The sequence below is a fragment of the Muricaecibacterium torontonense genome (assembly GCF_004793925.1).
GTDB lineage: Bacteria > Actinomycetota > Coriobacteriia > Coriobacteriales > Atopobiaceae > Leptogranulimonas > Leptogranulimonas caecicola.
Genome location: NZ_SRYE01000002.1, coordinates 228,618 through 255,527, shown reverse-complemented (window position 1 = coordinate 255,527; position 26,910 = coordinate 228,618). Strand labels below are relative to the sequence as shown.

Genomic DNA, 26,910 nt, shown 5'->3' with positions numbered 1-26,910 from the left:
AGGGGTTTCGACCTTAGCCGCTGGGTTTCTTGGCAGCCCTAGGCTCGAGGCTACGTGAGAGAAGGGGATGGCCATGAGCGACCACACACATCTGTCTAGGACGCACCAGAGAGGGGGATGCAGCCGTCTTTCGCGCATAGCGGCGTGGGTCATGAGCTTGATGCTGCTGCTCTCTATGGTGCCTGTGGGGGCCTTTGCACCCACAGTGGCCCTGGCGGCAGACGATGTCACCGCGAGCACTGCCGCTGGCGACGACACCACACTGTCCATCAAGGCAGGAGCGGCAGTGCCTGTGGAAGGCCATACCAACACCTGGTACTTCCCCTACCTCACGGTGGAGAGCAACACAGACAGGCTCATAAAATCCATCACGGTGCAGTTCACCTCAGCCATCACCACCACGGATGCCATCAATGTGGACGCTTCGGGCAAGTTCGAGCTCTTCGCCGGCAACAAGCGCGGCAACAAATCGGTGAACTGCGCATCGGGAGCAACCGCTGCTGAGTGGCAGCAGTACCTGCGCGACCATATGACCATCACACTCTCAGATGCCACTACCACTAAGAGCATTCGAATGATCGCCAACTTCGAGCCCGTGCAGTCCCTCTATGACTACAACTCGTTGAATGGGCACTACTATGAGACGGTGAAAGCCTCAGGCGCTTCTTGGGAAACGGCATTCAAGGCAGCCCAGAGCAAGACTTATATGGGTATGCAGGGCTACCTGGTCACCATTACCAGCCAAAAAGAGCATGACTACGTCTATACCATGATCGGCGAGAACTGCTGGACAGGCGCCACCTGCCTCGACGCCTACACCGGGCCCGTGAAGAACACCTACAAGGACTTCTATGCCTCCAAGGGCATTACCATCCCCTCCAGCACAATGCCTGCAGCAGCTTACTATTTCTGGGTGTGCGGCCCAGAGGCCGGCAAGCTTGTGTCATGGGGCCTGAATACCCCGACAGCTGCCCCAGATCCTTCCCCTGACCCTCTCAACAACAATAGCCCCACCATCTACAACAATTGGTCGCCCAACGAACCCAACAATTCAAGCGGCGAGCAATGCATGCACTTCTATTCGTCTGTCTCAGGCCTCTGGAACGACTTCGCCAACGGCAACACCTCTTGCACCGCCTATGTCATTGAATACGGCGGCATGGAGGGCGATTCCGATGACCCTTCAACCTCAGGCGGTGGCGGCGACGCCAACGTGGACATCGTGGTGAAGGTGGAGATCGACATCGACCCCAAGGGCAAGACCATCACTACCAGCGCCGACAACGTGCGCGTAGGCGAGCCTCTCAAGGTCTCCGAGAACGTCAACGGCGACCCCGAGGTCAAGCTGCACCTCTTTGGCACAGACGGCAAGGAGACGGGCACTGAGCCCGCCCCGGTCACCCGCACCTACTATCAAAAGCAGGGCAAGGACTGGGTGGCACTCGACGGCGTGCCTACCAAAGTAGGCACCTACAAGGTGGAATCTCGCGCCCCCTATCGCTATGCAGACGGCACCGTGGCCGCCGAGGATTACACCCCTGGCTCTGCCGAGTTCAAGATCTTGCCCAAGGTCATCAATGCAGCCCCCAACTCCCCCGCTCCCAGCCCCGATAAGCCTTCTGATCCTTCTGCGCTTCCCGGCCGCCTCTGGTCCAAGACCTACGACGGCACCACCGCCTTTGATAGCCCCACATCGCTGGACCTCTCCGACCTGCTGGTGGAGAGCCTGGGCGACGCCCATCTGACTTTTGACTCTGCCGCCTTTAGCAGCGACAATGCCGGCGCCCGCGAGCTCACCTTGCACAACGTGCGTATCGAGGGCGCAGACGCTGCCAACTACAACCTGGCTAACCTCAAGGACAACGGAGACGGAACCTACGACCTCACCGTCCCCGCCACCATCCTGCCCGCGCCCCTCACTGTCAGCCCTTACTATGCCCTGGCTCCCCAAGAGGGCCAAGATCTGGCCAAGGTAGAGACCTGGCGTGCAGGCAAGGCAGGCTTGGAAGAGGCTGCCCAGAGCTTCGAGATCGCCACCGACCAGCTGGCAGCTGCCGATAAAGACGATCCTCAAAGCCTCTTTAATGGGGTGACTCCGGCTCACTCCGCCGCCACTGCCGGAGGCCTCAAGCTGGATCTCAAATCCCCAGTGCGCGGCAGCTATCAGGTCTCCACCCAGCTCTCCGGCGACAACGTCTCTGCCGTAGACGGCAAGTTCCTCATTGGCAACTACCTGGTATCCGTCGCACCAACTACCCTGGCAATCGAGCCCAAGCCTTCCACCGTGGTAGTGACTCCCGGCAACGACCCCACTCCAGTGGATCCTGACAGCCCTGAGCCCATCAAGCCCGGCGACCCCGTCATCGTGAAGCCCGGCGACGATCCCGTGGGTCCAGAAGACATTCTTAAAAAGGTTGAAGATATTATCGGTGGTAAACCCGGCGATAACCCAGGTGACAACCCGGGCGGCAACCCTGATGACGACCCCAAACCGGACACCCCCACGATTCCCGAGATCCCCGAGGGCGTGGAGCCCAAGATCGAGATCATCAAGGGCAAGCAGGAGGTCGACGAGATCGATCCTGATGACCCTGGCACCTACACTGTGGTGGTCACCTATCCCAATCCCGACCCTGACCAGCCCGAGGTGCGCGTGGAGATCACCTACGAGGTAGAGCCAGAGCCTATCAAGACCGATCCTGAGACCCGCTACTTCACCGTCACCACCCGCCTGAGGGGCGCCATCGCCTCTGACAGCTCCATCTCCCCCACGGCCACATTGGGCGAAGGCTCGTCCTACTCGGTCACGTGGACTCCCGGCCTCAACCGCTATGTCTCCGAGGTCACCATCGACGGCAAGACCGTCGAGCCCACAGGCGATGCGGTGGACTTTGAGGATTTGGACGCCAATCACGTAGTGGTGGTGACCGTCGCCACGCTGCCTTCGGTAGGCGGCTCTGCTACCCGCGGCTGGTATACCGTCACCGTGAACCGCTACGGCACCCAAGGGATGCTGGAGTGCTCGCCCTCCCAAACCGTCGAGGGCGGCGAAGATGTGAACGTGTGGTGGGAGCCCGTTGCCGGCTTCAAGGTAAGCGAGATCGTCATCGACGGGACCACCGCCCTCACTCCCGAGCAGATCGAGAGCGGCAGCTACATCTTTGACGACATCGCCGCCAATCACGTGGTGGACATCCGCTACAAGTCCTTAAACGCACTGCTGGACGTCACCTCTCGCGACTACATGGTGTCCACCAAGGTGGTAAACGGCCCCGGCGCCATCACCGGCGGCTCCACAGTGGCTCCCGGTGCCAACTACTCGGTGGCCTGGGACACGGTAATCCAACCCATCCCCGACACCGAGGATCCCTCCTACGGCGTGTGGGAAGTCTCCGGCGTCACCGTAAACGGCGTGCCCAGCGCCGGCGCCAGCGACACCAGCCTTACTTTGGACAACATCAACGAGCACAAGAACGTGGTGGTCTCCATGCGTCCGGTGCTCTACAACGTGAACATCTACGGCTACTCGGTCAACGGGGGCGCCGGTACGGTCTCCAACCACCGCACCCTCTTCAAGGGCCAGAGCTACCGCGACGTCTTGGGCACCCCCAACGAGGACAGCCGCATCGTGCGCGTAGTGGTGGACGGCACCACGGTCTACGACGCTCCCGCCTACGATCCTTCCAAGCCCCAGCCGGAAGCCCCCGTCGTCCCCGATCCCGTAGCCGACCCTGAGCTCAAGGCCGCTGCGCCCACCGAGACCCCCACCGGCGACGACACCGCAGCAGCGTCTGTCACTGCTCAAGCCGCCGTCGAGGTGGCTCAGGCTGCCGAGAACCACACCGCCGTGGCTGAGGCTTTGGATCTGGCGCCCCAAGAGCCCCAGAGCTCCGAGCTTGCCGACGCAGCCGATGAAACCCCGGCTCCTGAGGCAGAGGCTACCGTGCCTGAAGCAACCCCGGAAACCGTCGAGCCCACCAGTGAGTCTGCCACCCCTGAGAATGCGTCCTTCTCGGCAGCCCGCTATGAGGGAGGTGCGTCCTTTGTGGCTCAGATGGCTCGTCCCGCCGGCGCCGCCCTCTTCCAGGCAGCCGACCGCGCAGGCAGCCAGACTCCGGTCTTCCCACAAGAGACCCAGGCAGCCGGCGAGATCAACAGCTCCACCGCCAACTACAGCTTTGAGGGCGTGCAGCACAACCATCGCGTCGAGGTGTACTTTGCCAAGAACAGCGAGCCTTACGCGCCCAAGGACTCTGACGACGCCAAGGACTCCACTCCCACGGTGACGCCCAAGGTGGAGGGGTCTTCGGGCAAGGTAGAAGTAACCAATCCCGATCCTGGCAGCGATCCTGCTCCCGGCACTCCTGGCGCCCCTGTGGATCCCACCCAGCCCATCGTGGTCAAGTGGGAGAACATCCCCGACGGCAACGTTCCTGCCAAGGTCGTGGTGGGCGACCCGAACGGCCCCCATCACGAGATCGAGCTCACCCCTGAGGACATCGAGCGCGGCTATGTGGTGGTAGATCCCGCCGACGTCCCCGGCGGCGTCATCAACCCCGCGGGCGACACCCCTATCACCTTGGTGGTGGAGAAATCCTCCAAGGGCAACGACGAGGAAGTCTCCGTCCAGCAGCAAGCAGCCCCCAAGCAAGAGGGGAAGATGTTCAACATCGCCACCTCGGTCACGGGTGGCTTGGGCCAGGTGAGCTCCAGCGCCGAGATAGTCGAAGGCGGCACCTACACCGTGAGCTGGAGTGCAGAGCCTGGGTTCCACGTGGCCCGTGTGCTGGTGGACGGCGTGGAGCTCACGTCGCTTCTGGCCACCGATCACGTGACCTTTAGCTACATCGACGGCCCCCACACCGTGCAGGTGGAGCTGGAGGCAGACCCGGATCCCAAGCCAGAGCCGGAGCCCCAACCTCAACCGACCCCCGCCGATCTTGCACCTGCCGACCCCGATACCCCGGCTCCCAATGGCAGCCGCGTGCTCATCACCCCGCAGCCCAGCTCCGGGATGCCCGCCACCGGCGACACCACCTCCTGGGTGGCTCCCCTCTTAAGCGTCGCTGCAGCCGTCACCGCCCTCATGGCGCTGATACTGGTGCGCCTGATACGCAAAGACGCCTAGACACCCATAGCGCAACGCCACGGTCTCGCCTATGACCACACGCCCCGAAGCTCTCGAGCGTCGGGGCGTTTTCTTGCCGAGAAACCCCGGCCCCCAAGGGTTGCGCCACCTGAGGAGCTGGGGTCTATTGCCAATGCAAGGGCTTAGGAGGCGGCACTAGCTGCGGCTGCGAAAGCCGTCGATCAAGGAGTGAAGAGCAGCAGCGTTGGCCGCGATCTTCTCGGCAGGGAGGCGTTTCTCAACAAGGAGATCGGCGGCAGGCCCACAGCTTTTCTAGAGGCTCCACTCCAGAAGCCGGCCCAAGAAACGCGTGAGCTCCGGGGTGCGCGGATGGTCAAAGAGCTGCCGAGAAGGGCCTGCTTCCAAAAGCCGGCCCCCATATAGGAATGCCACCGTGTCGCAGGCCCGTGCGGCAAAACCCATCTCATGGGTGACGATAATGAAGCGGGTGCCTGCGTGCTTGAGCTCGCTCACCACGTCGAGCACCTCAGTGGTGTACTCAGGATCCAGGGCGCTGGTAGGCTCATCCAACAGCAACAGGTCAGGTGAGGCTGCCAGCGCTCGCGCTATGGCCACGCGCTGCCGCTGGCCTCCCGAGAGCTGGCCGGGGCGCTTCTCGGCCTGATCCAAAAGCCCCAGCCGCTCCAACAGCTCCGAGGCGCGCTGGGCTGCCGCCTGCTCGCCGTAGCCATGGACCGCCTGCAGGGGCACCTCGATATTTTGGCGGGCGCTCATGTGGCGAAAGAGCCCGCCATCTTGAAAGACAAATCCCAGCCGCGCGCGATAGGCTCGCAGGCTCTCTTCATCAAAAGACACCGGCTGGCCATCTACTGTGAGCCGGCCGCCGTCGGGGGCAAGCAGTCCCCCCAGGATGCGCAGCAATGTGGACTTGCCGCCACCCGAAGGCCCGATGATGGCCAGTGCACGAACCTCTCCCTCATAGGAGACGTCTCGGAGCACTGGCACGCCGTCAAATGACTTAGTTATATGCTCCAACTTCAGGGGAAGGCCTGCAGCCTTAGGTGCGGTCTCACTCATAGGAGAGCCTCTTCTCAAAACGTCGGCTCACAAACATGATGGGCAGGGTGAGCACCAGGTAAAGGCCGCCCAAAAGCAAGAAGCCCCCAAAGAAGTTGTAGTTGGTGGCCGTGATCTCACGGATGGTCTGGGTAAGCTCGATTACTGCGATGACCGAGAGCAACGACGAGTCCTTGATGATGGAGGCCGCCTGACCCGTAAGCGCGGGCAGCGTTTGCGCAACCAGCTGGGGAATGACCACATAGCGCAGGGTTTGAGTGCGCGTGAAGCCCACCGAACGCGCAGCCTCCAGCTGGCTTTTGTCCAGAGCCAACAGGCTGCCACGAATGATCTCGGCGATATAGGCTCCCGAGAAGAGCGACAAGATCATGATGCCCGCCAACAGGCGGTTGTCGATGCCCCAGGCAGTGCCGATGATGTAGTAGAAGAAGTAGATCTGCACGATCAGCGGCGTGCCGCGGATGATCTTGACGTAGAGGTCGCACAGGTAGCGCAAGGGCAAGAAACGTGCACCCTGACCTGCGGCAACAGGAATACCTATGGCCAGCGACAACACCAGCGAAGCCGCAGAGATTCCCAAGGTGGTCAAAAAGCCGTCCCAGATGCGTGCCTGGTATTGGGCCACAAAGTCAAAGTTGAGGGCGATGCCCGCAGCCCCCAGCGAAAGCCACACCACTGTCACTACTGCAGCACAAACTACCAGGTAGCTGAGAGCGGCGCGCCCGCAAGGCACTGCACCTCCATCGGGCGCCCAAAAAAGACGCTGCCGGGATCGCGGCTGTCTGGCGGCACTCTTATGGGAGGCGTGCGAACGCTCGCTCACTGGCCTTGCTCCCCTTCAAAGTCGAAGAACCAGCGGAATCCCAAAGAGTCAAAGGCCGCCTTCTCATCGTGGAGGTATTTCTCGGTAAGGCGATCGAACTCGCCGTCCTCTTTGCATTGGGCGATGTACTCGTTGAGCTGGTCTTTGAGCTCTGTGTTGCCCTTCTTCACCGCCATGCCCCACATCTCCGGGTCTTGGAAGGGGATGAAGACGGCAGAAGTGGTGTCGGGATTGGCTTGGTTGTTGCGATAGATGGTGAGCTGGTCGTAGAGGAATCCGTCTGCCTTGCCTTGGACCACCTCGGTCACGCAGGCGCTCTCGTCTGCCAGGCGCACGATATTTGCCTGGGTGAGGTGTTTGGTGGCATAGACGTCGCCGGTGGAGCCGGTCTTTACCGCCACGGTCTTGTTGGGTTGGTTGAGGTCGTCGATAGAGTTGATGCCTGAGTTCTTGTTGGCCAAAATGGCCAGCTGGGCCACCGCGTAGGGGTCGGTGAAGTCCACGGATTCCTGGCGCTCCGGCGTGATGGTCATTGAGCTCAACACCACGTCTGCCTTGTTGGTTTGGAGCGCGGGGATAAGGCCGTCGAAGGAGGTGTTGTCTATCTGGACGTCGTAGCCGTAGGCCTCGCCAAAGCCTTTGATGAAGTCCACCGAAAGACCGGAAGGGTTGCCAGCGTCATCTTTGGTCTCGAAGGGCGGATAGGCAAGCTCCATAGCCACTACGAGCTTTTTCTTGCCGTCTGGGCCAGCTGTCTCCCCACCCCCGGAGTTGCAGCCAGACAGCGCCATAGCAAGCCCAAAGGTGCAGCTCGCACCCAATGCTAAAAATCCACGACGAGAGAGGCTCGCCGATTCCGTCTTTGCCACAAGTACCTCCTACCAGCTCAGAAGTTCATAGCCGTCGTCGGTAACCACCAACTGCACTTCCCACTGGGCCGAGTCACTGCCGTCTGCCGTGCGCACGATCCAGCCGTTGTCCTCGTCGGTGGTGATGTCGGGAGCGCCGGCGTTCACCATGGGCTCGATGGTGAAGCAGAGGCCAGGAACCATAATGGGGCCTGTGCCGGGCTCAGAGACAAAGCTCACGAAGGGCTCCTCGTGAAACTCCACGCCAATGCCATGGCCGCCGTACTCACGTACCACCGAGAAGCCATTGGCCTTAACATACTCGTTCACCGCAGCGCCCACGTCGCCCAGATGACCCCAAGGCTTGATGGCATCCAAGCCCTTTTGCACCGACTCATGGCATACCTCTACCAGTTTCTTGCGCTCTGGAGACACCTCGCCAATGCAGTACATGCGGCTGGAATCCGAGTAGTAGCCATCCTTGATGGTGGACATGTCCACGTTGATGATGTCACCCTCCTGCAGCACGTCCTCCTCACAGGGAAAGCCGTGACAAATGACGCCGTTGATGGAGGTGCACACGCTGTAGGGATAGCCCTCGTAGTTGAGGTCTGCCGAGACCGCGTCGTGCTCCGCCATATACTCTTCCACCCAGCGGTTGATGTCTGCCGTAGACACGCCCGGGCCAATATGCTCGCCCACGTAATCCAGCACGCCCATATTCACCGCCGCCGAAGCCTTGATGCCTTCGATATCCGCAGGCGTCTTGAGCAGCGAGCGCGGAGGCATCTCTTCTCCGGCCTCATAGAGCGCATCCATGCGCTCGTCAGCCCTCGCATGACACTTCTTATACTTCTTGCCGCTGCCGCACCAGCACTCGTCGTTGCGACCAGGAACGGGCAATCCGTCAAACATAGCCTCTCCTATTCTTGGCAAAGCCTGCCGAAGCCGAGAAACTCCCGCATTCCAAGCCTCGCCTTTTGCCTCTGACCACAGATCACCTAAGCGTACAACCTGTACCCCATTTTGAACCCTCTTTAAGAGCGCAGCGTCACCTCTCCCAAAGCCACATCCCTCCGTTACCAGATGGATAACCGCAGCTCACCTGCCCGTCGACCACCCTTCTAAAGGCAACCTGTTGCCGCCTACACTGAAAAGAACCTGTCCCTATATAGTTCACCATCTCTCTGAAGGGTGCTCCTATGAAGCGGCGATTCTCCCTACACCAAGGACCTAAAGGCCTTCTCAAGCTCCTGGCACTCACCTGCGCCGTGGCAGCCTGCCTTGGCTTGGGCCTCCCGGCCACCCCCGCTCGTGCGGATTCCAACCTCGCCAATGCCTTGCCCCAAGGCGTACTCGTTGCCGAGAAACCCGCCTCTGCCACCCTGGATGAGGTTTGCGACGCCGACATCCCCATTCCCCCATCCACCGAGAGCTCCGGCCTCAGACGAGCCCCGACTACAAACGCAGGTTATACAGACTCGGAGGGCAACTACTATGAAAATGTGCGTTACGCCTCCAGCTCCCGCCTGGGACTAGGCATGGCCTGGACTGAGCCCAAGGTAGGAGAGCCCACCAAGTTTCACGTAATCGCCACCAGGCTTCCTGCCGAAGCTAACTATCGGGTGGATGGCATCGACCTCGTACATCAAGGCACAGATGACAAGGGTCAGCCTGTGTGGATCTATGACGACTACATCATGGACACCTCACAGTTCTTGAAGAAAGTTAAAAATAGTAAAGGCGAGTGGGTACCAGGTCCTCTGTATAAGGACCCATCGTCTCCCAACTTCGAGGTGACTTTCACATCCAACGACACCATAGCCGTACTTGTGCGCGTAGGGCCTGCTTCAAACGTGGTGGCCTCCGAGTACTATGCAGCTGAGTACATCAGGTTAGCAGTATCTCTAAATGACTCCAATGTGCCTTCGGTCCATGAGAAGTCCCGCCAGCTGGCTGCCCTGGCAAAGGCCGAGCTAGGGGCCAATGCTTCCCAGTATGACTTGGCCCTCTGGGCCCATGACTGGATCATCGACCATATGGAGTACGACCACACCTTTGGGTTTTGCGGAGCCGAAGGAGCCTTGACCCGCGGTCTTGGCACCTGCGAGTCCTACCACCGCGGCCTGGTGATGCTTCTCAACGACTTGGGCATCGAGACCGGTCGCCAAGTGGACGACAACCATGTGTGGACGCTCGCAAAACTGGACGGCCAGTGGTGCACCATCGATGCCACCTGGGATGACACTGACTACGATTTATCCAGCGGCTATCCGGGAATCCCAAGCCTGCGCCACATCTATTTTGGCCTGGATGCTGCTACCACCGCCTTGGTGCACCCCAAGCTCGAAGCAGCCAACGTGCCTTTGAACTCTCTCCAAAACTGCCACCTCATTCGCTCTGGAGACCTGAATTACTTCACCGACTACGAGGCCAACCTGATCGCTTCTAAGCTTAGGGCCGGCCAGCTTTCCTTCTCTCAAGTCCCCCGGTGCAATCTGGGCTCTTCTATCACCAATCCCATCTACCACCTCGTGGCCCAACAGCTCTCTAGCCAAAGCTGGAATGTGAGCGGCAAAACCACCGATCGGGTAGAGGTATCCTACGCGCCCACGACGCTCTCCGTACGCGTTCCCACCGGTCTTGTCTCTTCTGACGGCCACCAAGAGTATTGGTCAGATGCCCACACCCAGGCGAAAAACCAGTGGGTCACCACTGGAGGCAAGCGTTACTACTTTGATGGCAATGGCGCTATGGCCACTGGATGGCTCACCCTGGGCAATGCCCGCTATTACCTAGGAACCGATGGCGCCATGCGCACCGGCTGGCAAACCATCAGCGGAGCTCGCTACTACTTCAACGATAACGGGACCATGGTTACAGGCTGGCAGGCCATCGCTGGCAGGCACTACTACTTTGGCTCCAACGGCGTCATGGCTACCGGCTGGCTCACCCTGGGCAATGCCCGTTATTACCTGGGCGCCGACGGCGCCATGCGCACCGGATGGCAAACCATCGACAGCCAGCGTTGCTACTTTGGCTCCAACGGCACCATGGCTACTGGCTGGAACACCATCTCTGGAAAGCGCATCTACTTCAACAGCAACGGTACCCAAGCCTCTGGCTGGGTGACTATAGCTGGTCAGCGCACCTACCTTCACGCTGACGGCACTGCAGCATCCGGCTGGCAGTACATCGACAATCATTGGTATTACTTGACGAGCTCCGGTGTTCCCACCACCGGCTGGCAATGGGTAGGCGGCGCCTGGTACTGGCTCAACTCAGACGGCTCCATGGCCACCGGCTGGGTCTACACTGGCGGCGCCTGGTACTGGATGGACGGCTCTGGCGCCATGGCCACCGGTTGGGTGAAAGTGGGAGGCACCTGGTACTACCTCACCGGTTCAGGCGCGATGGCTACCGGTTGGCGCTGGGTAGGCAATGCCTGGTACTACTTGAATGGCTCTGGCGCCATGCTCACCGGCTGGCAGTGGATTGGGGGCGCCTGGTACTGGATGGACGGCTCTGGCGCCATGGCGGCCAACCGCTGGATTGGCAACTACTACGTGGGCGGCTCCGGCGCTATGGCCACCAACAGGTGGATTGGTCGCTGGCACGTGAACGGCGCGGGAGTCTGGGACGCTACCCGCTAAGCGCTCCGTACTCCTTCTGCTGGATCCCTTGAGCCCCCATCTGCACAATGGCTGCAGATGAGGGCTTTTCTTGGCAGGGGCGGGCCCAGAGCAAGCCAGACAAGAGGAAATGAGGCAACACTCCTGGTCCTGTGACTGTGACAAAGCTACGGCCCAGGGCGGTATGGTCTGGCGCCCCCCTAGGGCCCCATGGCTCTTAGGGTCTAGCACCTTCCTATGGACCCATGGCTTTAGGGTCTGGCTCCCTCAGAAAACCTTCTTCAATAGCTACACCACAGCGTTGCTAAGATAGTGGTATTTATATCTATACTTTTACTTTAGCTACCATGCTATGTAGCTAAAGTAGATGCTTTTCTGAGGCAGCCATAGAGAAAGACGCCCATAGAGGAATCCGCTCGGACTCTAGCAGCAATCTGCGGCCCCGGAAGGAGATCGCTGGGGCGCCAGGGCATCACCAAACAGGAGCCGCAAAGCCGCCACCGCACCCCTTTTCTAAAGCTCGCACACCCACTCATCCCTGGGACGGTATACCTCGTGGAGCTTGGGATTGGGCATAGCCTCTTGGCCTTTATAGCCCACGCAAAGCAAGCAATGCGGGCGCACGGACTCAGGCAAATCAAACTCAACGCGCGCCTTTGCCGGATCAAACAAGAGCACCCAAAGGGAACCCAATCCCAGAGCGGTGGCTTCCAACATCATGTGGCAGCACACAATGGAGGCGTCCATCTCGCCGGAGTCATAGCCTTCCACATAGCGGCTCTTCCAAGCCCGATCCTTGTCCGAACATACCAAGAACACCAGCGGTGCCTCATAGGTGCTCTTGGACACCCGCCGAATCTTCTCCAACGCTTCGGGGCTTTGAAGCACATAGACCCTTTGCGGCTGACTATTGGTAGCAGTGGGCGCTGCCTGGGCAGCCTCCAAAATCTTGGCCACTTTCTCTGGCTCCACCGGCTTTGGGCTGTAGCTTCTTACCGAGAAACGCTCCTTGGCGAGCTCCAAGAAATCCATAGTCCCCTCTCCTCTCTGGACTGCAACTCACACCTATTGTGCCTTAGCTGCTGCCTGTGCGAGCACCGGCGTCATATCGCCGTCGATGCAGAGTGATCGCGACGTAATCTGCGCCGGCGCCTGAGCCTGACCGTCGTTCAGGCTGCGATAGTACGCCTGCGGGTTTTTGGCTACCTGCTGCCAGAAGGGATACTTGATGATCCCGGGGGTGTTTTGACCCACACCCAACTCTAAAAAGAGAACTTGCTGCCCCTGATGAGCCTCCAAAAACTCCCGATAGCGGGCAGCAGCCCCATGCCAACCAGCATCTTCTACAAAGGTCTCGTCGCAGCGCAGGTTCATGGTCATGGGTTCGCCGCACACCGGGCACAAAGGCACCAGCTCGCGCGGGATCCTACAGTCTTTCTGCGCTGCCACCATAGCCTCAACCGCCTCGCGGTTGTCGTAGGTCTCGGCATGACAGGGCGCCGAGCACTGCCACAGCCCATAGTCGCCCTGGGTGTAGAAGAGCCTCTCTTTGGCAAACCCCGCCAGCTGGAACTGATGGTCCACATTGGTAGTGAGTACAAAATAATCTTTGGGCGCTACCAGCGACAACAGGTCGCAGTAGGGCTGCCCCGCCTCTACGTCGTAGCGATTCACCCAGATGGCCCTCGACCACCAGGCCCAGTATTCTTCCAGCGTCTTGTAGGGATAAAAGCCGCCGCTATACATGTCGCGGATGCCGTAGGCACGCCTAAAGTCTGCGAAGTGCTTCTCGAAGTGGTTCTCAGGTAGTCGCGTACGATAGCGGTGGCAATGAGGGCTGCCTCGTCGGCCGGAAAGCCGTATTCGCCGCAGGAGATGCAACAAAAGGCCAGGCTTTTGAGGGAGTGTTTCTTGGCAAGGGTAAGACACGATTCATAACAAGAAGCCAGTTGCGCTTTGTGGGTGCGCGTCAGCAGCCCTCGCACGATAGGTCCCACGGTGTGGAGCACAAAGCGGCTGGGCAAGTTGAGCGCCGGGGTGAGCTTTGCCTGGCCGCAGGGCTCGGGATGGCCCTGAGCAGCCATCAGCTCGGCGCAGGCCTGGCGAAGCTCTAGGCCCGCCGCGCTGTGGATGGCGTTGTCGATGCAGCCGTGGCAAGGGTGAAAGCAGCCCAAAAGCTGGTCGTATCGAGGATCCTCGGCCAGAAGCGCATCGATAAGCCAGAGGCGCCGCTCCTGCTGGGTCATTTCATTGTTCATAGCGACTTCCTCGTCTTAGAGTTTTCATGAGGCCACTATTTTTCATGAGGCCGCTATGGATCCTCACAACCCTGCCGAGAAGTACGCACCTTCAAGTTCGCAGGTCACCCGCAGGTAACCATTGGACGCTACCTGCGCCAACGCCCATGAACGTTGTGTGGGGGTACCATTGAGGTCGCACCCTTACCCTTCGAATCGATGAGGTCCCATGAGCACTCTTCCGAGAGATTACATAGAAGACGACCTGGCCAAATCCCACGAAAACCAGCAGCGCGAAGCCATTCCTGCCTCTCGGCAAACCCCGCCTCCGGCAGACGCTTACAGCATCTATGTGCTCTTTAACCTTGAGGCAGCCGATGGCGAGGGCCATGCCATCTTGGCGTTAGGCCCAGAAGGCGGCCCGCTTGAGACCTACTCCTTCTACCGTCACGGCAAAGCCTTGGAGGCGCCTGCCCTCATGGCCTGCCTGGAGCATCCTGAGACCTTTGCCCAGATCCAAGAGGATTCCGGCTGGATCATCCATGGTCAGCCAGGCAATGAATGGAACGAGCACGTAAACGCCGCTCTGGCTCTTTGGTGCGACAAGAAAGCCTACGAGCCCGTGGCGGCCTTTGCAAAGCTCAAACGCACCATGCCAGGCACCTACAACCTAGTGACCTACAACTGCGTCAACTTTGTAGAAGAGGCGCTGGCCAAAGGCAACATCCACCTCACCATGCACAACGGCAAGCCGCTTCACACCTTCATCCCTAAAGACGCGTTCCGCGGGGCAGCAGGCGTTCACGGCGCACATCCCCTGGGCCAATGGAAGTACTGGTTCGACTTGGCTCCGGCGCCCCGCAACGGCCTGCGCACCATCTCAGACATCCCGGGGCATGACCAGCCTCTCCACTAGTAGCCCAAGGAGCTCTCATGGCCCATGACAACGCCTGCCCTTGCCTCGCCCGCTTTGAGGCTACCAACGGAACCGGCCTTTGGGAGGTCTATCCTTGGGGCCTCAAGGTGGGTGGCACCTGCTATGGGTTCACCCCCACCTCCCACATCGTGCATAGCGGGGTTCAGGGGCGCAGCTACCGCTCCGGGCGCCTGGTAGAAGAGCAGGACGACTTTGGGCTTTGGGCGGCACTCGCGGTCTATCAAGAGACCGGCAGCTGGGAAGACGCCGGTCTCGCTGCCTGGGCGCTGGGCGGCTCCACTGTGACTCCAGTGGTAGAGACCCACAAGATCCCAGGTACCGTCACGCTTTCCATTGGCGGCCTGCGCACAAGCGACAACCCAGATGCTTCTCTGCGCTACCGAGAAGACGGCCAGTGCGTGCAGGTAGACGCCATCCAGCGCTTTGCCGATGTATGCCTCGCTGCCATCAAGGCTTGCCGAGAAGCCCACAGCCCCGCGGCCAGCACCCGTTCCAGACGCAGAACCAACGGTCGCCGCCCCTAAAGCAAGCCCCGTAGGGCACGCCCTGGGCATCCCCTGCCGCAGCCCCATAGACCACGGCTTTGAGCGAAGAGGCAGCCGGCGCAAGGATGTGCGAGGGCGCAGCATTCCTGGGAGTCTCTTTTCTTGGGTGCATTAAGAGAGAGCGCACCTCTTGACCTTGACGCCGCGTCAGGAGGGACGATCTTCTCGGCAGTTTGAAGGAGGTGAATCTGTGAACGATTTAAAGGATACGCGAAAGGGCAATGTGAGGTCGCTGGGCATTGGCGAGGCGGCTCGGTTGGCTGGAGTGAGTGCGCGCACGCTGCGCTATTACGAGACCATGGGGCTGCTGGTGCCAGCGCGCACAGATGCGGGCTACAGAGTCTACCGCGAAAATGACTTGAAGCGATTGGCACAGATTTTGGCTATGAAGGGCTGCGGGCTTCCGCTAGCTACCATCAGGCGATTGTTGTCGGAGCGAGATACGCCGCTGGAACAGGTGCTTAAGGAGCATTTGAAGCAACTGGAAGCTCAGGGACGGTCGCTGGACAACGCCATCTCGCGTACCAAAGCCGCACTATGCACCCTTGAAAGGATTTATGCTATGAAACCCAACGAAGCCTTTGAATCTATGAAAGCCCAAGGTATTAAAGATTTTGAAGCCACCTACGGTCAGGAGGCTCGCGATCGCTATGGCGACGATGTCATCGACGCCTCCAACGCCCGCATGATGGCGCTCACCAAAGATCAGTGGGATGCCAAAGAGTTGCTGGAAGAAAGCATCAAGGTCCAACTGCGCGTGGCCATGGCCACGGGAGATCCTGCAAGCGATGCGTCTGCCGAGCTGGCCCGTATGCACGAGAAGTGGATCTCCATCCATTGGGGTCCCGGCTATGCAGAGGATGCCTACCTGGGATTGGTACACGGCTATTTGGCAGATCCGCGCTTTGTGAGGTACTACGACTCTGCTGCCGGCGAGGGAGCCACAGAGTTTCTGGCGTCCGCTGTCGACGCTGCCCACGGAAAGTAGCCCTGCGGGACTTGCCGGTGCAACGATGGACTTGCCAGTTAACCTCTTCTGGCAAGTTTTAGTCCTGCGAAACTTGCAACTTGACCTCTCATAGCAAGTTTTTGGGCGGATTTTGGGGCTTGGGGCGACAATTCCCGTTATGAGAGGGGTCTCGGCACTGGGACGATGCGTTTCCCCATTGCAACTAAGCCCTTGACTGCATGCCTTCATGACCAGGCGCACGCCCATCACGGCCAGATGCACGCTCCCACAGGCAGGCGTACGCTCATCACTCTAGGCGCACGCCCAGCGCAACTGCGGCACGCTTAAGGGCCGCGAACAAAGACAGATCCCGCAGCCCCGCGGCCTTGCGCTCCCAGCGCAAGGCCGCTCTTTTGTGCAACTGGGGCATCCCCCAGTGCAACTAGGTCCTGCCGCCCTTGTGCGAGGCGCCAGAGTTTTTCATAGTGGCTCCAGAGAGGAGTGCCCTATGAATCTTTCTGTCAAAGAGGATCCCCAGCTCGAAGAGATCCAGGTAGCCATCGCGTGCCCACGCATCGACAGCCGTGTATGCCAGATCATCGAGGCAGCCGAGGCGGCCGACCTTCGCCTCGCCGGCCTTCTCGATGGCTACCTGCACATAGTGGGAGCTCGCGAGGTGCTCTACATCGAAGCCGTCAACGGCAAGACCTTTCTCTATACCGCGCAGGCGGTGCTGGAATCGTCCAGTTGCCTCCAAGAACTTGAAACCAATCTCGTGGGCACCGAGTTCATTCGCGCGAGCCGTCAGCTGCTCGTAAACCTGGCGCATCTTGAGCGTCTGAGACCCTACCTTAACGCCCGGCTTGAACTGGTGCTCGACAACCAGGAGCACCTCATCGCTTCCCGCCAATTCGCACCCGCCATCAAACGTCGTATTGGCATCTAAGCCGCATTGCCCTGCGTCGCCTACATGCCCCCCCGCATCGCCGCAGCGTTCGCGCCCGACCGCCACCCCTCGCAAAAGGACCCACTATGAACGATTTTGCCAAGAGCGTCTTCACCTCCACCTGTCGGCTATTCACCATTTACATGCTCGCTGGAACCCTGGCGGCCATCGCCTTTATCGGCCTCAGCTACGGGCTCGCCCTCACACTCACCCTGTTTTTGGCCTCCTTAGCCATCGCCTTCCTGCGGGCTTTCTTCTTCACCGATCACTTCATCAAAGTCTTGAGCTATCCCGTGCGTATCCTGGGCTTTGGCCTTGCCGCCTTCATCCTGCTGACAGCCTGTGCCTGGCTGGGCCAGTGGTTTCCCATGGACAACCCCTGGGCTTGGAGCACGTTCGCCCTTATCTACCTGGCTATTCTGGGCGCGTGCTGCGTGGGCTACCAGATCTACTTCCGCCGCACTTCCGGAAGCTTCGACGCCGCCCTCAAGGACTACCACCAGCGCATGGGACGCTGATCCTGCCGAGAAACCCGCACCCTCCTAGCTCGTAATTACTAAAGCGACACCCCGACGCCTCAGCCACAAGAGCCCACAGATCCTGCAACCAATTGCTGTTTTTATCGGCATTTTATGTCTATGCCAGGCAATCCCCCACTGCGCCACAGGGGAGCCCGAGCCCTGGGTATGTTTTTAAGGGATAGCAGCAGGGACCAGGCGACTTCCGCCGCCTGGCCTCCCTTGAAGTCAGGAGGCCCTATAGGTGGAAACCCTGGAGTTCACCCTCATTGTGATGGCCTGCGTCATTGTGTCAGCCATCGTTGGCAAGATAGTCACCCGTGTGGCGCTGCCCCTCATCCAAATCTTGGTGGGATTTGTGGTGGCACTCTTCGCCCCGGCCGTCACCGATGTGCATCTTAGCTCCGAATTGCTTATGGTGCTCTTTATCGCACCGCTGCTCTTTAATGAGGCCAGGGAGTCAAGCCGCCGGGAGCTTTTCCGCAACAAGGGACAGATCCTTTCATTGGCGGTAGGGCTGGTGGTCGCCACTGTGCTGGTGGTGGGAGCCGCACTCTATGGCCTGGTTCCTTCCATGCCGCTGGCCGCCGCCTTTGCCTGCGCTGCGGCCCTAGGCCCCACACCCGCCTGCCACCAGGCATGAAAGCCAACTTCTTGGAGCAGTTCGTCAAAGCCCGCCACTATGCAGACGAAGTAGACGAGAACGCCCTCACCGTCGAGCTGGAAGTCATCCGGCACATGAGCGAAGCGGGAGAGATCTCCGACTCCGTGGCCCGCGAGCTCAGAAGCCACGTCTATGCGCTCCAAGCCAGCCTCGAGAACCAGTAGGCTCCCGGCGTCCCGCACCCTTGCCGCAACCCCGCCGCTTTGCGGCGCCACACAAAGCCCTCCAGCCAAAGACGAGGCTCTCTGGTGGGAGGGCTGGCGTTTCTCGGTAGCTTTTGCGCCCTTTTGCCGAGAAGGACTTACATCAAGCTCTTGCCTGCTTCCCAGGCAGATGCCTCAAGCACCGAGACATGCTCTACTCGGTAGACGCCTTCGATATGACACCCTGCATGCGGATTGGTGTGATGGGAGCGAAAGCCGCATTTTTCTTGGACGCGGTGAGACTTCTCGTTGCCGTCGAAGTAGCCGCACCAGATCTTTTCGAGTTTAAGCTCCTCAAAACCACGACGCAGCAGTGCCTGGGCAGCCTCGGGCACAAGCCCTTGACCCCAAAAAGGGACGCCAATCCAGTATCCGAGCTCTGCTTCGAAGGGCGGGAGATCCAAATTGCTGGCCTTTCCGCACATTAGGCCAATGGAACCCACCGGATGCCCTACCTCCTTGGGAACGATGGCATAATCCTCGGGGCCAGAGAGCACTTCTCGGATGACCTTTCGGCTTTCTTCCGGGCTTTGGTGAACTGGCTACCCCGCTGCCGGGCCCACCTGAGGATCCGAGGCGTAGCGGTAGAGATCGGGGGCATCGGCCTCTTGCCAAGGGCGAAGCCAGAGACGTGGGGTTTCGAGGATCATGACGGAGTCCTTTGAGGTTTGAATGAGCCGCAGCTCTTGAGAAGTCTTCTTAATACTGTCCCGTTCAAAGGACAGGCCGACACTCAGTATAGCTAAAAGTTGTATACTATTTTCAATTTGGATCCAGGATGCGAGAAAGCCGCAGCTATGACCTATAACAGCAAAGCAAAGACTAAAGTGCTTTACCTCTGGAAAATCCTCCAAGAAGAGACCGATGCCGAGCATGGCTTGACCATGTCTCAAATCATCCAAAAGCTTGCAGATTACGGGGTCTCTGCCGAGCGCAAAAGCATCTACGGGGATATCAAATCGCTGCGAGAGTTTGACGTCGACATCCAGGCCTTTCCACGAAATCCTGTGCAATACGCCATCGTGCGCAGGGACTTCACCTTAGACGAGCTCATGCTTTTGGTGGATACCATTCAGTCCAGCCGCGCCATCACCGAGCGCCAGGCCAAGGCCCTCATCACCAATGTGAAACAGCTGGCCAACAATCGCGAGCAAGACCTGCTGGATCGCCGCATCCATGTCACCGGCCGCATCAAATCCAAAAGCGAAAGTGTGCTCTCCACGGTGGATGTGATCCACGAAGCAATGCGCAAGGACTGCCAGCTGGAGTTCTCCTATCGAAAGATTGGGGTGGACGGCAAGCCTTACGAGACTCGTGGCGGCAAGAAGCACCAGGTCACTCCCGTGGCAATCTCCTACGAGGACGGCCTTTACTACCTCACCGCCTGGAATGACGCCCATGAGAACCTGACCACCTTCAGGCTGGACCGCATGGCGCGCATCCGCGTCCTTGAGGATATCCCTGCCGCCCATAACGATCGCATCGATCACTTTCAGCATGAGTCTACCAAGGCAGTGATGTTTGGTCGTTTTTGCGGCGATACCGTGCTTGCCACCTTTGCAGCCGATCCCAGCAAGGTGGAGATCCTCGCGGACCGCTTTGGCGATGCCGCCCAGTTCCTCCCCACCGATGGCTCTGAGGCCCGCTGCCAAGTGAAGGTCTACAAAAGCGAGCAACTATTTGGGTGGGTGGCCTCCATGGGCAAGGCGGTGCGCATCCTGTCGCCCCAAAGCCTGGTGGATGAATACCACAATTACCTACGCTTCCTTTTAGAGGATGCCTAAGCCTTGACGGTAGGCAGCCGAATCACGGTCTTGAGACGCTCGGGCGCCACACGGCGTGGGTCGGACAGATAAATCTCATGATGCAGGCGCGCAAGCGAAAGATCTATGCAGCAACCCTGCGCCTGAGCATAGGCGTGCATAGCTTCAATAGTGGCCGGCTCGGTGTCATAAGAGCCCACATGGAGACACTGCACGCAGAGACCTTCGTGCATTTCCAGGTACTCCGCGGCGGCGCAATCCAGCTTTTTCTTACGTGCAACCTCGCCCTTTGCCCATTCAAAGACCTCAGGGGTCACAAAATCCGGCAACCTGATACAGCTGATCCAACTCAGCTCCCCCTTGCACTCAGGATCAAAGAGTGTCTGGCCTTGCGCCAACGACCAAAACCCTTCCAGCGGAGGCACCACATAGGCAAAATAGCCCGGGATATGCTCGCCAGATTTTGGCGACATCTTTATGGTGTAGGACAGCGCATATAAAAGCTGCAATGCCTGCTGATAAGCCCCGCCTTCCTCGTTGGGGTCGCCTTGGCCTCGCACCGCCGCATAGCGCATTGGAGGTACGTCCACCAGCGTGGGCTTTTTGGGAGGCAGATAAAACTCTTTAAACTCTTTCTTATAGTCAAAGGCCATGAGCCCTCCCCAAGAATGGTTGGCATGCCAAGAGCGCTAAGCGCAGAGGCTGCGCTACATCCGCTGCACTCGCTGTATGTACTGCATCAGCTGCACTCGCTGTACTTAGGGTAGCGGTTTCCTTGGGATTCTGTGACAGGAGAGCAGTCTTGCCAAGCAACGATCTGTGTCTTGGCGCACCTGCCCCACATTGCAAAGCCCCAGTATGACGGAGGCCTTCGCCGCATGGGTCCCCAGGTGAGAACATGTCCCCTGTCGCCATAACCCTTGACATCCCGTTACCTAAAACCGTCCGCCACTAGGGTGAAATCATTTTAAGCAACCTGCAGTCAGCGTGTTACAGTACGTACAGTTTTAGGAAGCTGCCTGACATTGCCCACATTACCTAAGGGTGAGGCAGGCATTTGGCCAAAGAGAAGAGAGCAAGGAGAACCCCATGGATCGCTTGAAGGACAAGGTTGCCATTGTTACCGGCTCTACCAGCGGCATTGGCACAGGGATTGCAAAGATGTACGGAGCCGAAGGCGCCAAAGTCGTAGTGTGCGGACGTCGCGAAGAGCGCGGCCAAGCCGTGGTCGATGCCATCACCGGAGCCGGCGGCTGTGCCATGTACCATTTTATGGACGTCACCAAGCCCGAGTCCGTCGATGCTCTTATTGCCGACACTGTGGCCGCTTGGGGCACCGTCGACATCATGGTGAACAACGCCGCAGGCATGGCGCTCCATGACGGCCGTGTGGACGAAATCTCTCTGGAAGACTGGGATGCCGTGTTTGCCAGTGACATTCGCAGCACTTTCTATTGCACCAAGACGGTGCTTCCGGTGATGCAGGAGCACGACGGCGGTTCCATCATCAACATCGGCTCCATGGCTGCCTGCTCGGGTGATCTAGGCTCCACTGCCTATGCTTGCGCCAAAGCCGGCGTCGACAAGCTCACTCAATACACCGCCCTTCAATATGGCAAGCAAAACATCCGGTGCAACTGCGTGCGGCCTGGTCTTATCGTCACTCCAGAGAACGAGGCCCGCGTCCCCGATATGCTCAAGAACATCTTCCTGGACAACATCGAGGTCACCCGCTGGGGCACTCCCGAAGACATCGCCGCCATGTGCGTTTACCTTGGCTCCGATGAGAGCAGCTACTTCACCGGCCAGATAGTCACCGTCGACGGTGGCCTGAACGCCCATGTGCCTACCGTGGCCCAGTTCCGCGCCCTTGCCTCTCGTACCTGGTAGCCAAGGCGTAGCAGCACGGCCCCACTTGCCCTTGTCGCAAAAAAGGAGGCAGGAACCCGCAAGTTCCTGCCTCCAGCTTTTTGCCGTGCCTCTTTCAGCCCTGCCGAGAAGCGCCTGCATTCCCACCTGGGCCTAAGACTTACCGCGCTCCATGATCAGGCCGCGCTCCACGATCAGCTTTGCCACCGGCGGCTCAGGGTAAGCCAGCCTACCGTGAGCAGCAGGGCGCCCGCGACCATGATGCCTGGCAGCCCCGACGCTTCGTCGCCTGTGGCAGGCATAATTCGAGAGTCCGCTTCTTGGCGAGCTACGAGCCGATCGTCCGTCGGCTTGGCGGCAGAAGATCCCGGTGCGGCGTCGTCGCCTGAAGGAGCGGGGTCTTTCTCGGCAGGAGGATCGGCCGGGACAGCCTCCAGCTCCACTGCCACCGAATGGTGCTCGCCCACGTCTTCGAAGGTGTAGCTGAACGCCTCTAGGAGATCGGGGCGCTCAATGCCATCTACCAGGACTTTGGCCACTCGATAGCCAGGCTCGGCAGACCAGGTGACGGTATAGGATCCATGGCGGTCGACCTGGGCGCCTGCGCTGATGGAACCCAATCCGCCCGCCAGCGAGGTATCGATGCGCAGCTTCTCGGACGCAGGCGGGGTTTGCTGCCTTGGGTGCGTCTTATCGTCGTCTGCGGCGCGCTTCTCCACCACCAACGAGATGTGGTCGCCCTCTTTGAGCAGGCCTGCAGGAATGGTTGTTGAGGTCGCATCAGGGTCCAGGGGGATCCGCTGTTCGCCCACCACAAGCTCGAGCGGCCTATAGCCGTCGGGGAGCTCCCAAGCCACAGGCGCCTCTTTTGTCGGGTCCACATAGCCGGGATGAGGCGGAGTGCCTGGGTCTGCCGGCTGATCCACCTCGATGCTGCCCGGGCCGCCCTCGACGCCGGCAGTAACCCCTATCAAGCCGCTGTCATGAACGTCCTCGTCGTTGAGAGGATCCTCCCCCTCTTTGGCAAAGAGCACTTTCACCACATGGTCCTGGTCGATGCCCTCAAAGCCCAGGTCCAACTTGGCGCCGTTGGCTTGACGCTGATGTTTCACAGGGGCCGGGAATTGAGGGGCAGCGGCACGCACCTGGCTAAAGGCTCCCGCCGAGAAGCCCGCAGCCTTCAGCGCCGAAGGCGTGATGCCGGCCTTCTCGTCCAAGACCACTTCGCCGTCTATCTCGATATAGGTGATGCGCGCCCCGGCCTGCGGCGTGCCGGCGATGTCTAAATAGCCCTGGCCTTTATAAAGCGTGCGCGATGCCGACGCGGTGCCAGGCCCGTAGGACTGCACGTTCACGTGATAGACCACCGGCCTCACCGTAACCACCACGTTCTTGTTCTCTTTGATGTTATCGAGCTGCATCTCACGATCGGCAGTGCCTGCGGCCTCAGCGCCGTTCACTTCAACGCTTTTCACTTCATAGACCGCATAGGCAGGGTCTGTTACCACGGGCGTGGTTTGGATGACGGGCTCCCAAGCCACATGGTAGGAGCCGCCTTGAGTTACCGTGGCGCCTCCGGTGATGGTGCCGGGACCGCCTTTGATCTGAGTGGTGACCTTGAGGTCATCAGGAGATTGGGCAGAGGTGCCGTCGGCTTTGCAGGTGTAGACGTCCACTACATGGTTCGCGCCAATGGAGGGGAAGCTCGCAGCTCCTGCAGCACATTGGTCCGCAGTGAGCTGCACACCGTCAACCCACACGGCGCTGATTTGATAACCCTCTTTGGCCGCCCAGCTGGCCTGGGCGTCGCTTCCGGGCACATAGGTCTGCGAAGGGCTCACCTGGGCGCCTTGGCCATAGCTGTTCACCGTCACGGTGTAATGGCCATAGGTGAATCCTCCAGGCAAAACGGGATTTTGAGCCAAGGTGACCGTCACCTGGTGATGAGCCGCCAAATCCTCGAAGGTCCACGAGGTGGCCGCATCTTTAAGGACCTTGCCGTCCACCTCTACAGAGACCACGTAGCTATCGGGGCCAGGCTGCCAGGACACCTTGTGGCTGGAGCCTGCGGCCAACGTCTTGGTAGGGGTGATCGACGCCCCCTCTATGGCCCCCTCCAAGCGAGTGGCCACTTGGTAGAACTGACGCTGCTCATCAGGAGTGGGATCGGCTTTGACCTCATAGTCGATATGGGCGATATAGTCGGTGCCGTCCGGGCTGGGATAGGTCACGGTAACGGTGTAGTCGCCAGGCTTGGAAGGGTCGATCTCGTCTACCGGCTGATTGCCTTTTTTGATGATGACCTGAGGCTCCACACCATCGGGCATCTCTGGCAGCTTTCCGCCTGTAGGCGACGGGCCATCAGGGCCAAAGGTGTCCTCGATGATCTTGACAAAGTCTTGGGGAGCCACCGGTTTGGGGGCAGGCTCCGATGGCTTCACGGGCTCCATGATAGAAATGGGGTCTTTCTCGGTAAGGTTCACCATGATACGGTCAGTCACCGTGAGAGTGTCAGGCACCAGCGTCACCTGATAATTTCCGTCCTGGCTCAGGAGCGGACCGCCCTCAATGACCGATGCGACCCCGCTATAGCTTAGGCTCAGAGTATAGGTGCCCCGCTGAGGACGCTCGACGTTGAGGCGCAAGCCCCCTGCAGTTTGCGCTTCATAGCTGGCATCGCCCAACACCTGGTCCAACCTGTCCCCAGGAGCCAGCATAGAGGCAGGCCAGGCTACCGGCCAGGTGTGGTTGGCGCTGTCTGCCTTACTCTGGGTAACAGCCGAAGCGTCGAACTCCGTTGCATCGTTGTTGGCAGCCACAGGCGCGTCTGGGTGAGCCGGATCTCTGAAGGCCACGTCGCGCACCCAGGTGGAGGGGTTGGCCTCTGCGTCTTCAAACCAACGGGCGGTGACAACCAAAGGCCGAGAAACAATCTCCCCTTTTACTGTGAGCGTTCCGTCGCTGGCAAGGCCGGTGAGCCGGTAGTCGGCCGCATGAGGGCCCTGGATCTGCGGGCTATAGAGCACCAGATCGCAAGATCCCGCATCTTTGGAAGCATACTCTGCGCGATCGAAAGCAAGCCATGCAGAGGCGCCTTCAACAAGCTGGTCTGCCAAAGACACCTGGTCTTTGGCCACGTAGGGAGTGCCGTCATAAACTTTGGACCAGCAGCGGCCTGCCACAGCCAACGGATCGCCGGTTGCAGGATCGGCAGTCTCGAAGCCCTGGGTTGCGTCGGGCTGTGTGGGATCGTCTGGCTTGGAGGCTGGCTGAGTCACATCGATAGGCTTGGGCTTGATGGTGAAGGTGGCTTCGCCGGGGACGTAAGGCATAAGCGCATTGCCAGCGGCATCCTCGCGATAGTTGGCGGTGGAGACCACCTTGTAACTGCCTGCATGGAAGGGCTCGCCCTTATCGGTCAGCTCGTCCTCATGGAGGTCGCGCCAGCCTTGTGCGTCGGCTTCGGGAGATGTGGGGTCTTTTATCTTGTAGGTGCGGGTCACCTGAGCGGGCGTGGTGCCGGTCTCGGCGGCGTCCTCCATGATATGGGTTTTGACTTCTGGATCGCCGTTGACGTTCTCCTTGATATCCAACGGTTGACCTACCACCGCATCTTCAGCTTCCGTGGTGATGGTTCGACCGGTAGGATCCACCACGATATCTACCTTTACATAGACATCCACCTTGGCCTCGGCGCCGGCGTCGCCGCCCTCTTCATCGCTGTCGTCCGGCATGCCGCCGTATTCGATGATGTAGCGTATGTTGCCGAACTGATTGGGAAGATCGTTCCAAAAGCCGCCCGTGCCTCCTCCGGAATGGACAGCTAGCTGCATCCATTGCTCCGAAGTGCTTGCGGGACCATCGGGCTGTCCTGAAGCCCAGTTCATATACATGGTCTCGCCCGTCTCGGGGTTTGTGGCATGTTTACGATTTTGATTGTTATAGCATTGGCCCATCATAAGGCCGGCTTCCGGACCTGTCACCCAATAGTAGTCGCTGTAAGCACCGCTTCTGAACGTATTGGTGGAAGACCAACGCGTGGGAGAATCGACGTTGTTGGTGCGATAGTTGCGTGCCCAAGACCTGGTTTTCATGGTGTACGCATCATCGCAGGTCCCACCGATCCAGGTATCGGTGTTCACCAACGAGAACACAAAATCTTGCTCGGCCTGATTGGTCACCGTCACCAAGTAGCCTTGCATACCCATGTAACTATGCTTTTCAGCCTCTTCGATCGCTTGGGTCCACGAGGCAATCACGGGACCAGCCTCGTAGTAGTGGCCGTTCAAGGAGTTATAGTCGCGAGTGGTAGACACAGGCGCCAGGCTGGCCACGATCCTCAAGCCCTTGGTGTTGGTGGAATCGGCCAGCCTCACCGTGAGGTAGCGAGAGAGAAAGTCCTGCCATTGATCGGCAGTGGCGCCACCCTGCTGAGTGTAGTTGACAGAGTGGTTGCCATGCTTGTTGCCGCTGTAGCGCACAAAGCCAGAAGGCAGCGCCTCGCTGTTGTTCTGCTGATGGGCAGAGTTGAAATAGATCTCGTCGTTTGCAGAAATGCCGGTGGTGAACTGCACGGTGATGCTCTGGAACCTGGTGTTGGCAGGCTCGGTGGTGACCTTGAGGTCGGGGAAGCTGTAGGTGTTGGCAAGGCCGTCCACCGGCGTTGCCGCACCTGCCCTGATAAAAAGCTCCACCTCTTGCTCATTGGCGCGCATGGCTGTCACCGGAGCCCGGTCGCTCAAAGGGTTCGCTTCTGCGCACCGTGGCAGCGCCGCCAATGACGAAAGTGCCAACGTGGCACTAAGCGCGC

21 protein-coding genes and 1 pseudogene are annotated in these 26,910 nt (G+C 59.6%); 11 read left to right on the top strand and 11 right to left on the bottom strand.

What is annotated here, in order from left to right:
• The first annotated feature begins 73 nt into the window (after window positions 1-73).
• Complete coding sequence (locus E5334_RS04065; RefSeq protein ID WP_136012326.1) at window positions 74-5,128, top strand: YDG domain-containing protein; 5,055 nt, start codon at window positions 74-76, stop codon at window positions 5,126-5,128.
• A gap of 273 nt (window positions 5,129-5,401) precedes the next feature.
• Here E5334_RS04065 and E5334_RS04060 read toward each other — a convergent pair whose 3' ends face one another.
• The 4 genes from E5334_RS04060 to map all read right to left on the bottom strand — a co-directional run bounded on the left by E5334_RS04060 (window position 5,402) and on the right by map (window position 8,752).
• A complete protein-coding gene (locus E5334_RS04060; RefSeq protein ID WP_136012325.1) occupies window positions 5,402-6,166 on the bottom strand; it encodes an amino acid ABC transporter ATP-binding protein in 765 nt (254 codons plus the stop codon).
• The gene (locus E5334_RS04055; protein WP_265592045.1) at window positions 6,159-6,899 is read right to left on the bottom strand and encodes an amino acid ABC transporter permease; all 741 of its coding nucleotides are present in this window, start codon (window positions 6,897-6,899) and stop codon (window positions 6,159-6,161) included. Before E5334_RS04055 ends, E5334_RS04060 begins: the two co-directional genes overlap by 8 nt.
• An 86-nt stretch (window positions 6,900-6,985) precedes the next feature.
• The gene (locus tag E5334_RS04050) at window positions 6,986-7,858 is read right to left on the bottom strand and encodes a transporter substrate-binding domain-containing protein (RefSeq protein ID WP_275438921.1); all 873 of its coding nucleotides are present in this window, start codon (window positions 7,856-7,858) and stop codon (window positions 6,986-6,988) included.
• 9 nt (window positions 7,859-7,867) lie between these two features.
• Window positions 7,868-8,752: a type I methionyl aminopeptidase gene (map, locus tag E5334_RS04045; RefSeq protein WP_136012323.1), complete on the bottom strand. Its 885-nt coding sequence runs from the start codon at window positions 8,750-8,752 to the stop codon at window positions 7,868-7,870.
• A 287-nt stretch (window positions 8,753-9,039) separates the two neighbouring features.
• Here map and E5334_RS04040 point away from each other — a divergent pair, with 287 nt between their 5' ends.
• Window positions 9,040-11,490: a transglutaminase domain-containing protein gene (locus E5334_RS04040; RefSeq protein WP_136012322.1), complete on the top strand. Its 2,451-nt coding sequence runs from the start codon at window positions 9,040-9,042 to the stop codon at window positions 11,488-11,490.
• A 492-nt stretch (window positions 11,491-11,982) separates the two neighbouring features.
• Here the strand turns inward: E5334_RS04040 and E5334_RS04035 are convergent, their stop codons facing one another.
• From E5334_RS04035 to E5334_RS04025, 3 genes are read right to left on the bottom strand one after another with little or no spacing between them, the layout of a single operon-like run.
• A complete protein-coding gene (locus E5334_RS04035) occupies window positions 11,983-12,501 on the bottom strand; it encodes a nitroreductase family protein (RefSeq protein ID WP_136012321.1) in 519 nt (172 codons plus the stop codon).
• Between the two features lie 33 nt (window positions 12,502-12,534).
• Window positions 12,535-13,143, bottom strand: a complete 609-nt coding sequence (locus tag E5334_RS04030; RefSeq protein ID WP_136012320.1) for an SIR2 family NAD-dependent protein deacylase — start codon at window positions 13,141-13,143, stop codon at window positions 12,535-12,537.
• Complete coding sequence (locus tag E5334_RS04025) at window positions 13,140-13,727, bottom strand: macro domain-containing protein (RefSeq protein WP_136012319.1); 588 nt, start codon at window positions 13,725-13,727, stop codon at window positions 13,140-13,142. The genes E5334_RS04030 and E5334_RS04025 overlap by 4 nt, the downstream gene beginning before the upstream one ends.
• Before the next feature lie 208 nt (window positions 13,728-13,935).
• On the opposite strand from E5334_RS04025, the gene E5334_RS04020 reads away from it, so the two are divergent.
• From E5334_RS04020 to E5334_RS03990, 7 genes are all read left to right on the top strand, one after another.
• Window positions 13,936-14,622 (top strand): hypothetical protein, encoded by a 687-nt coding sequence (locus E5334_RS04020; protein ID WP_136012318.1) that lies wholly within the window; start codon window positions 13,936-13,938, stop codon window positions 14,620-14,622.
• A gap of 17 nt (window positions 14,623-14,639) precedes the next feature.
• The gene (locus E5334_RS04015; protein ID WP_136012317.1) at window positions 14,640-15,167 is read left to right on the top strand and encodes a hypothetical protein; all 528 of its coding nucleotides are present in this window, start codon (window positions 14,640-14,642) and stop codon (window positions 15,165-15,167) included.
• 211 nt (window positions 15,168-15,378) lie between these two features.
• On the top strand, window positions 15,379-16,176 hold the full coding sequence (locus E5334_RS04010; protein WP_275438920.1) for a MerR family transcriptional regulator: 798 nt from the start codon (window positions 15,379-15,381) through the stop codon (window positions 16,174-16,176).
• 469 nt (window positions 16,177-16,645) lie between these two features.
• Window positions 16,646-17,083 carry a LytTR family DNA-binding domain-containing protein gene (locus E5334_RS04005; protein WP_136012316.1) on the top strand — a complete coding sequence of 146 codons (438 nt, stop codon included), beginning with the start codon at window positions 16,646-16,648 and terminating at the stop codon, window positions 17,081-17,083.
• 86 nt (window positions 17,084-17,169) lie between these two features.
• Window positions 17,170-17,601 carry a hypothetical protein gene (locus E5334_RS04000; RefSeq protein ID WP_136012315.1) on the top strand — a complete coding sequence of 144 codons (432 nt, stop codon included), beginning with the start codon at window positions 17,170-17,172 and terminating at the stop codon, window positions 17,599-17,601.
• Between the two features lie 244 nt (window positions 17,602-17,845).
• Window positions 17,846-18,244 (top strand): cation:proton antiporter domain-containing protein, encoded by a 399-nt coding sequence (locus E5334_RS03995; RefSeq protein ID WP_136012314.1) that lies wholly within the window; start codon window positions 17,846-17,848, stop codon window positions 18,242-18,244.
• 11 nt (window positions 18,245-18,255) lie between these two features.
• Window positions 18,256-18,429 carry a hypothetical protein gene (locus tag E5334_RS03990; protein ID WP_167604293.1) on the top strand — a complete coding sequence of 58 codons (174 nt, stop codon included), beginning with the start codon at window positions 18,256-18,258 and terminating at the stop codon, window positions 18,427-18,429.
• A 137-nt stretch (window positions 18,430-18,566) separates the two neighbouring features.
• On the opposite strand, the pseudogene E5334_RS03985 reads toward E5334_RS03990, so the two are convergent.
• Together E5334_RS03985 and E5334_RS08905 are read right to left on the bottom strand one after the other, a co-directional pair.
• Window positions 18,567-18,995, bottom strand: a pseudogene (locus tag E5334_RS03985) (GNAT family N-acetyltransferase); the annotation flags it as partial.
• A 15-nt stretch (window positions 18,996-19,010) separates the two neighbouring features.
• Window positions 19,011-19,118, bottom strand: coding sequence for a GNAT family N-acetyltransferase (locus tag E5334_RS08905; protein WP_369945918.1), 108 nt, complete (start codon window positions 19,116-19,118; stop codon window positions 19,011-19,013).
• A gap of 147 nt (window positions 19,119-19,265) precedes the next feature.
• On the opposite strand from E5334_RS08905, the gene E5334_RS03980 reads away from it, so the two are divergent.
• A complete protein-coding gene (locus E5334_RS03980; RefSeq protein ID WP_136012312.1) occupies window positions 19,266-20,252 on the top strand; it encodes a helix-turn-helix transcriptional regulator in 987 nt (328 codons plus the stop codon).
• Here E5334_RS03980 and E5334_RS03975 read toward each other — a convergent pair.
• Complete coding sequence (locus tag E5334_RS03975) at window positions 20,249-20,884, bottom strand: GyrI-like domain-containing protein (protein ID WP_136012311.1); 636 nt, start codon at window positions 20,882-20,884, stop codon at window positions 20,249-20,251. The two genes, E5334_RS03980 and E5334_RS03975, sit on opposite strands and share 4 nt — an antisense overlap.
• A 436-nt stretch (window positions 20,885-21,320) precedes the next feature.
• On the opposite strand from E5334_RS03975, the gene E5334_RS03970 reads away from it, so the two are divergent.
• Window positions 21,321-22,121 carry an SDR family NAD(P)-dependent oxidoreductase gene (locus tag E5334_RS03970; protein WP_136012310.1) on the top strand — a complete coding sequence of 267 codons (801 nt, stop codon included), beginning with the start codon at window positions 21,321-21,323 and terminating at the stop codon, window positions 22,119-22,121.
• A 173-nt stretch (window positions 22,122-22,294) separates the two neighbouring features.
• Here E5334_RS03970 and E5334_RS03965 read toward each other — a convergent pair whose 3' ends face one another.
• Window positions 22,295-26,842: a C-type lectin-like domain-containing protein gene (locus E5334_RS03965; RefSeq protein WP_136012309.1), complete on the bottom strand. Its 4,548-nt coding sequence runs from the start codon at window positions 26,840-26,842 to the stop codon at window positions 22,295-22,297.
• Window positions 26,843-26,910 lie beyond the last annotated feature (68 nt).

What these genes read in the sequence shown, in the direction of transcription:
- E5334_RS04065 (WP_136012326.1), top strand. Translation starts at nt 74, where the DNA reads ATGAGCGACCACACACATCTGTCTAGGACGCACCAGAGAGGGGGATGC.
- E5334_RS04060 (WP_136012325.1), bottom strand. Translation starts at nt 6,166, where the DNA reads ATGAGTGAGACCGCACCTAAGGCTGCAGGCCTTCCCCTGAAGTTGGAG.
- map (WP_136012323.1), bottom strand. Translation starts at nt 8,752, where the DNA reads ATGTTTGACGGATTGCCCGTTCCTGGTCGCAACGACGAGTGCTGGTGC.
- E5334_RS04040 (WP_136012322.1), top strand. Translation starts at nt 9,040, where the DNA reads ATGAAGCGGCGATTCTCCCTACACCAAGGACCTAAAGGCCTTCTCAAG.
- E5334_RS04035 (WP_136012321.1), bottom strand. Translation starts at nt 12,501, where the DNA reads ATGGATTTCTTGGAGCTCGCCAAGGAGCGTTTCTCGGTAAGAAGCTAC.
- E5334_RS04025 (WP_136012319.1), bottom strand. Translation starts at nt 13,727, where the DNA reads ATGAACAATGAAATGACCCAGCAGGAGCGGCGCCTCTGGCTTATCGAT.
- E5334_RS04020 (WP_136012318.1), top strand. Translation starts at nt 13,936, where the DNA reads ATGAGCACTCTTCCGAGAGATTACATAGAAGACGACCTGGCCAAATCC.
- E5334_RS04015 (WP_136012317.1), top strand. Translation starts at nt 14,640, where the DNA reads ATGGCCCATGACAACGCCTGCCCTTGCCTCGCCCGCTTTGAGGCTACC.
- E5334_RS04005 (WP_136012316.1), top strand. Translation starts at nt 16,646, where the DNA reads ATGAATCTTTCTGTCAAAGAGGATCCCCAGCTCGAAGAGATCCAGGTA.
- E5334_RS04000 (WP_136012315.1), top strand. Translation starts at nt 17,170, where the DNA reads ATGAACGATTTTGCCAAGAGCGTCTTCACCTCCACCTGTCGGCTATTC.
- E5334_RS08905 (WP_369945918.1), bottom strand. Translation starts at nt 19,118, where the DNA reads ATGATCCTCGAAACCCCACGTCTCTGGCTTCGCCCTTGGCAAGAGGCC.
- E5334_RS03980 (WP_136012312.1), top strand. Translation starts at nt 19,266, where the DNA reads ATGACCTATAACAGCAAAGCAAAGACTAAAGTGCTTTACCTCTGGAAA.
- E5334_RS03975 (WP_136012311.1), bottom strand. Translation starts at nt 20,884, where the DNA reads ATGGCCTTTGACTATAAGAAAGAGTTTAAAGAGTTTTATCTGCCTCCC.
- E5334_RS03970 (WP_136012310.1), top strand. Translation starts at nt 21,321, where the DNA reads ATGGATCGCTTGAAGGACAAGGTTGCCATTGTTACCGGCTCTACCAGC.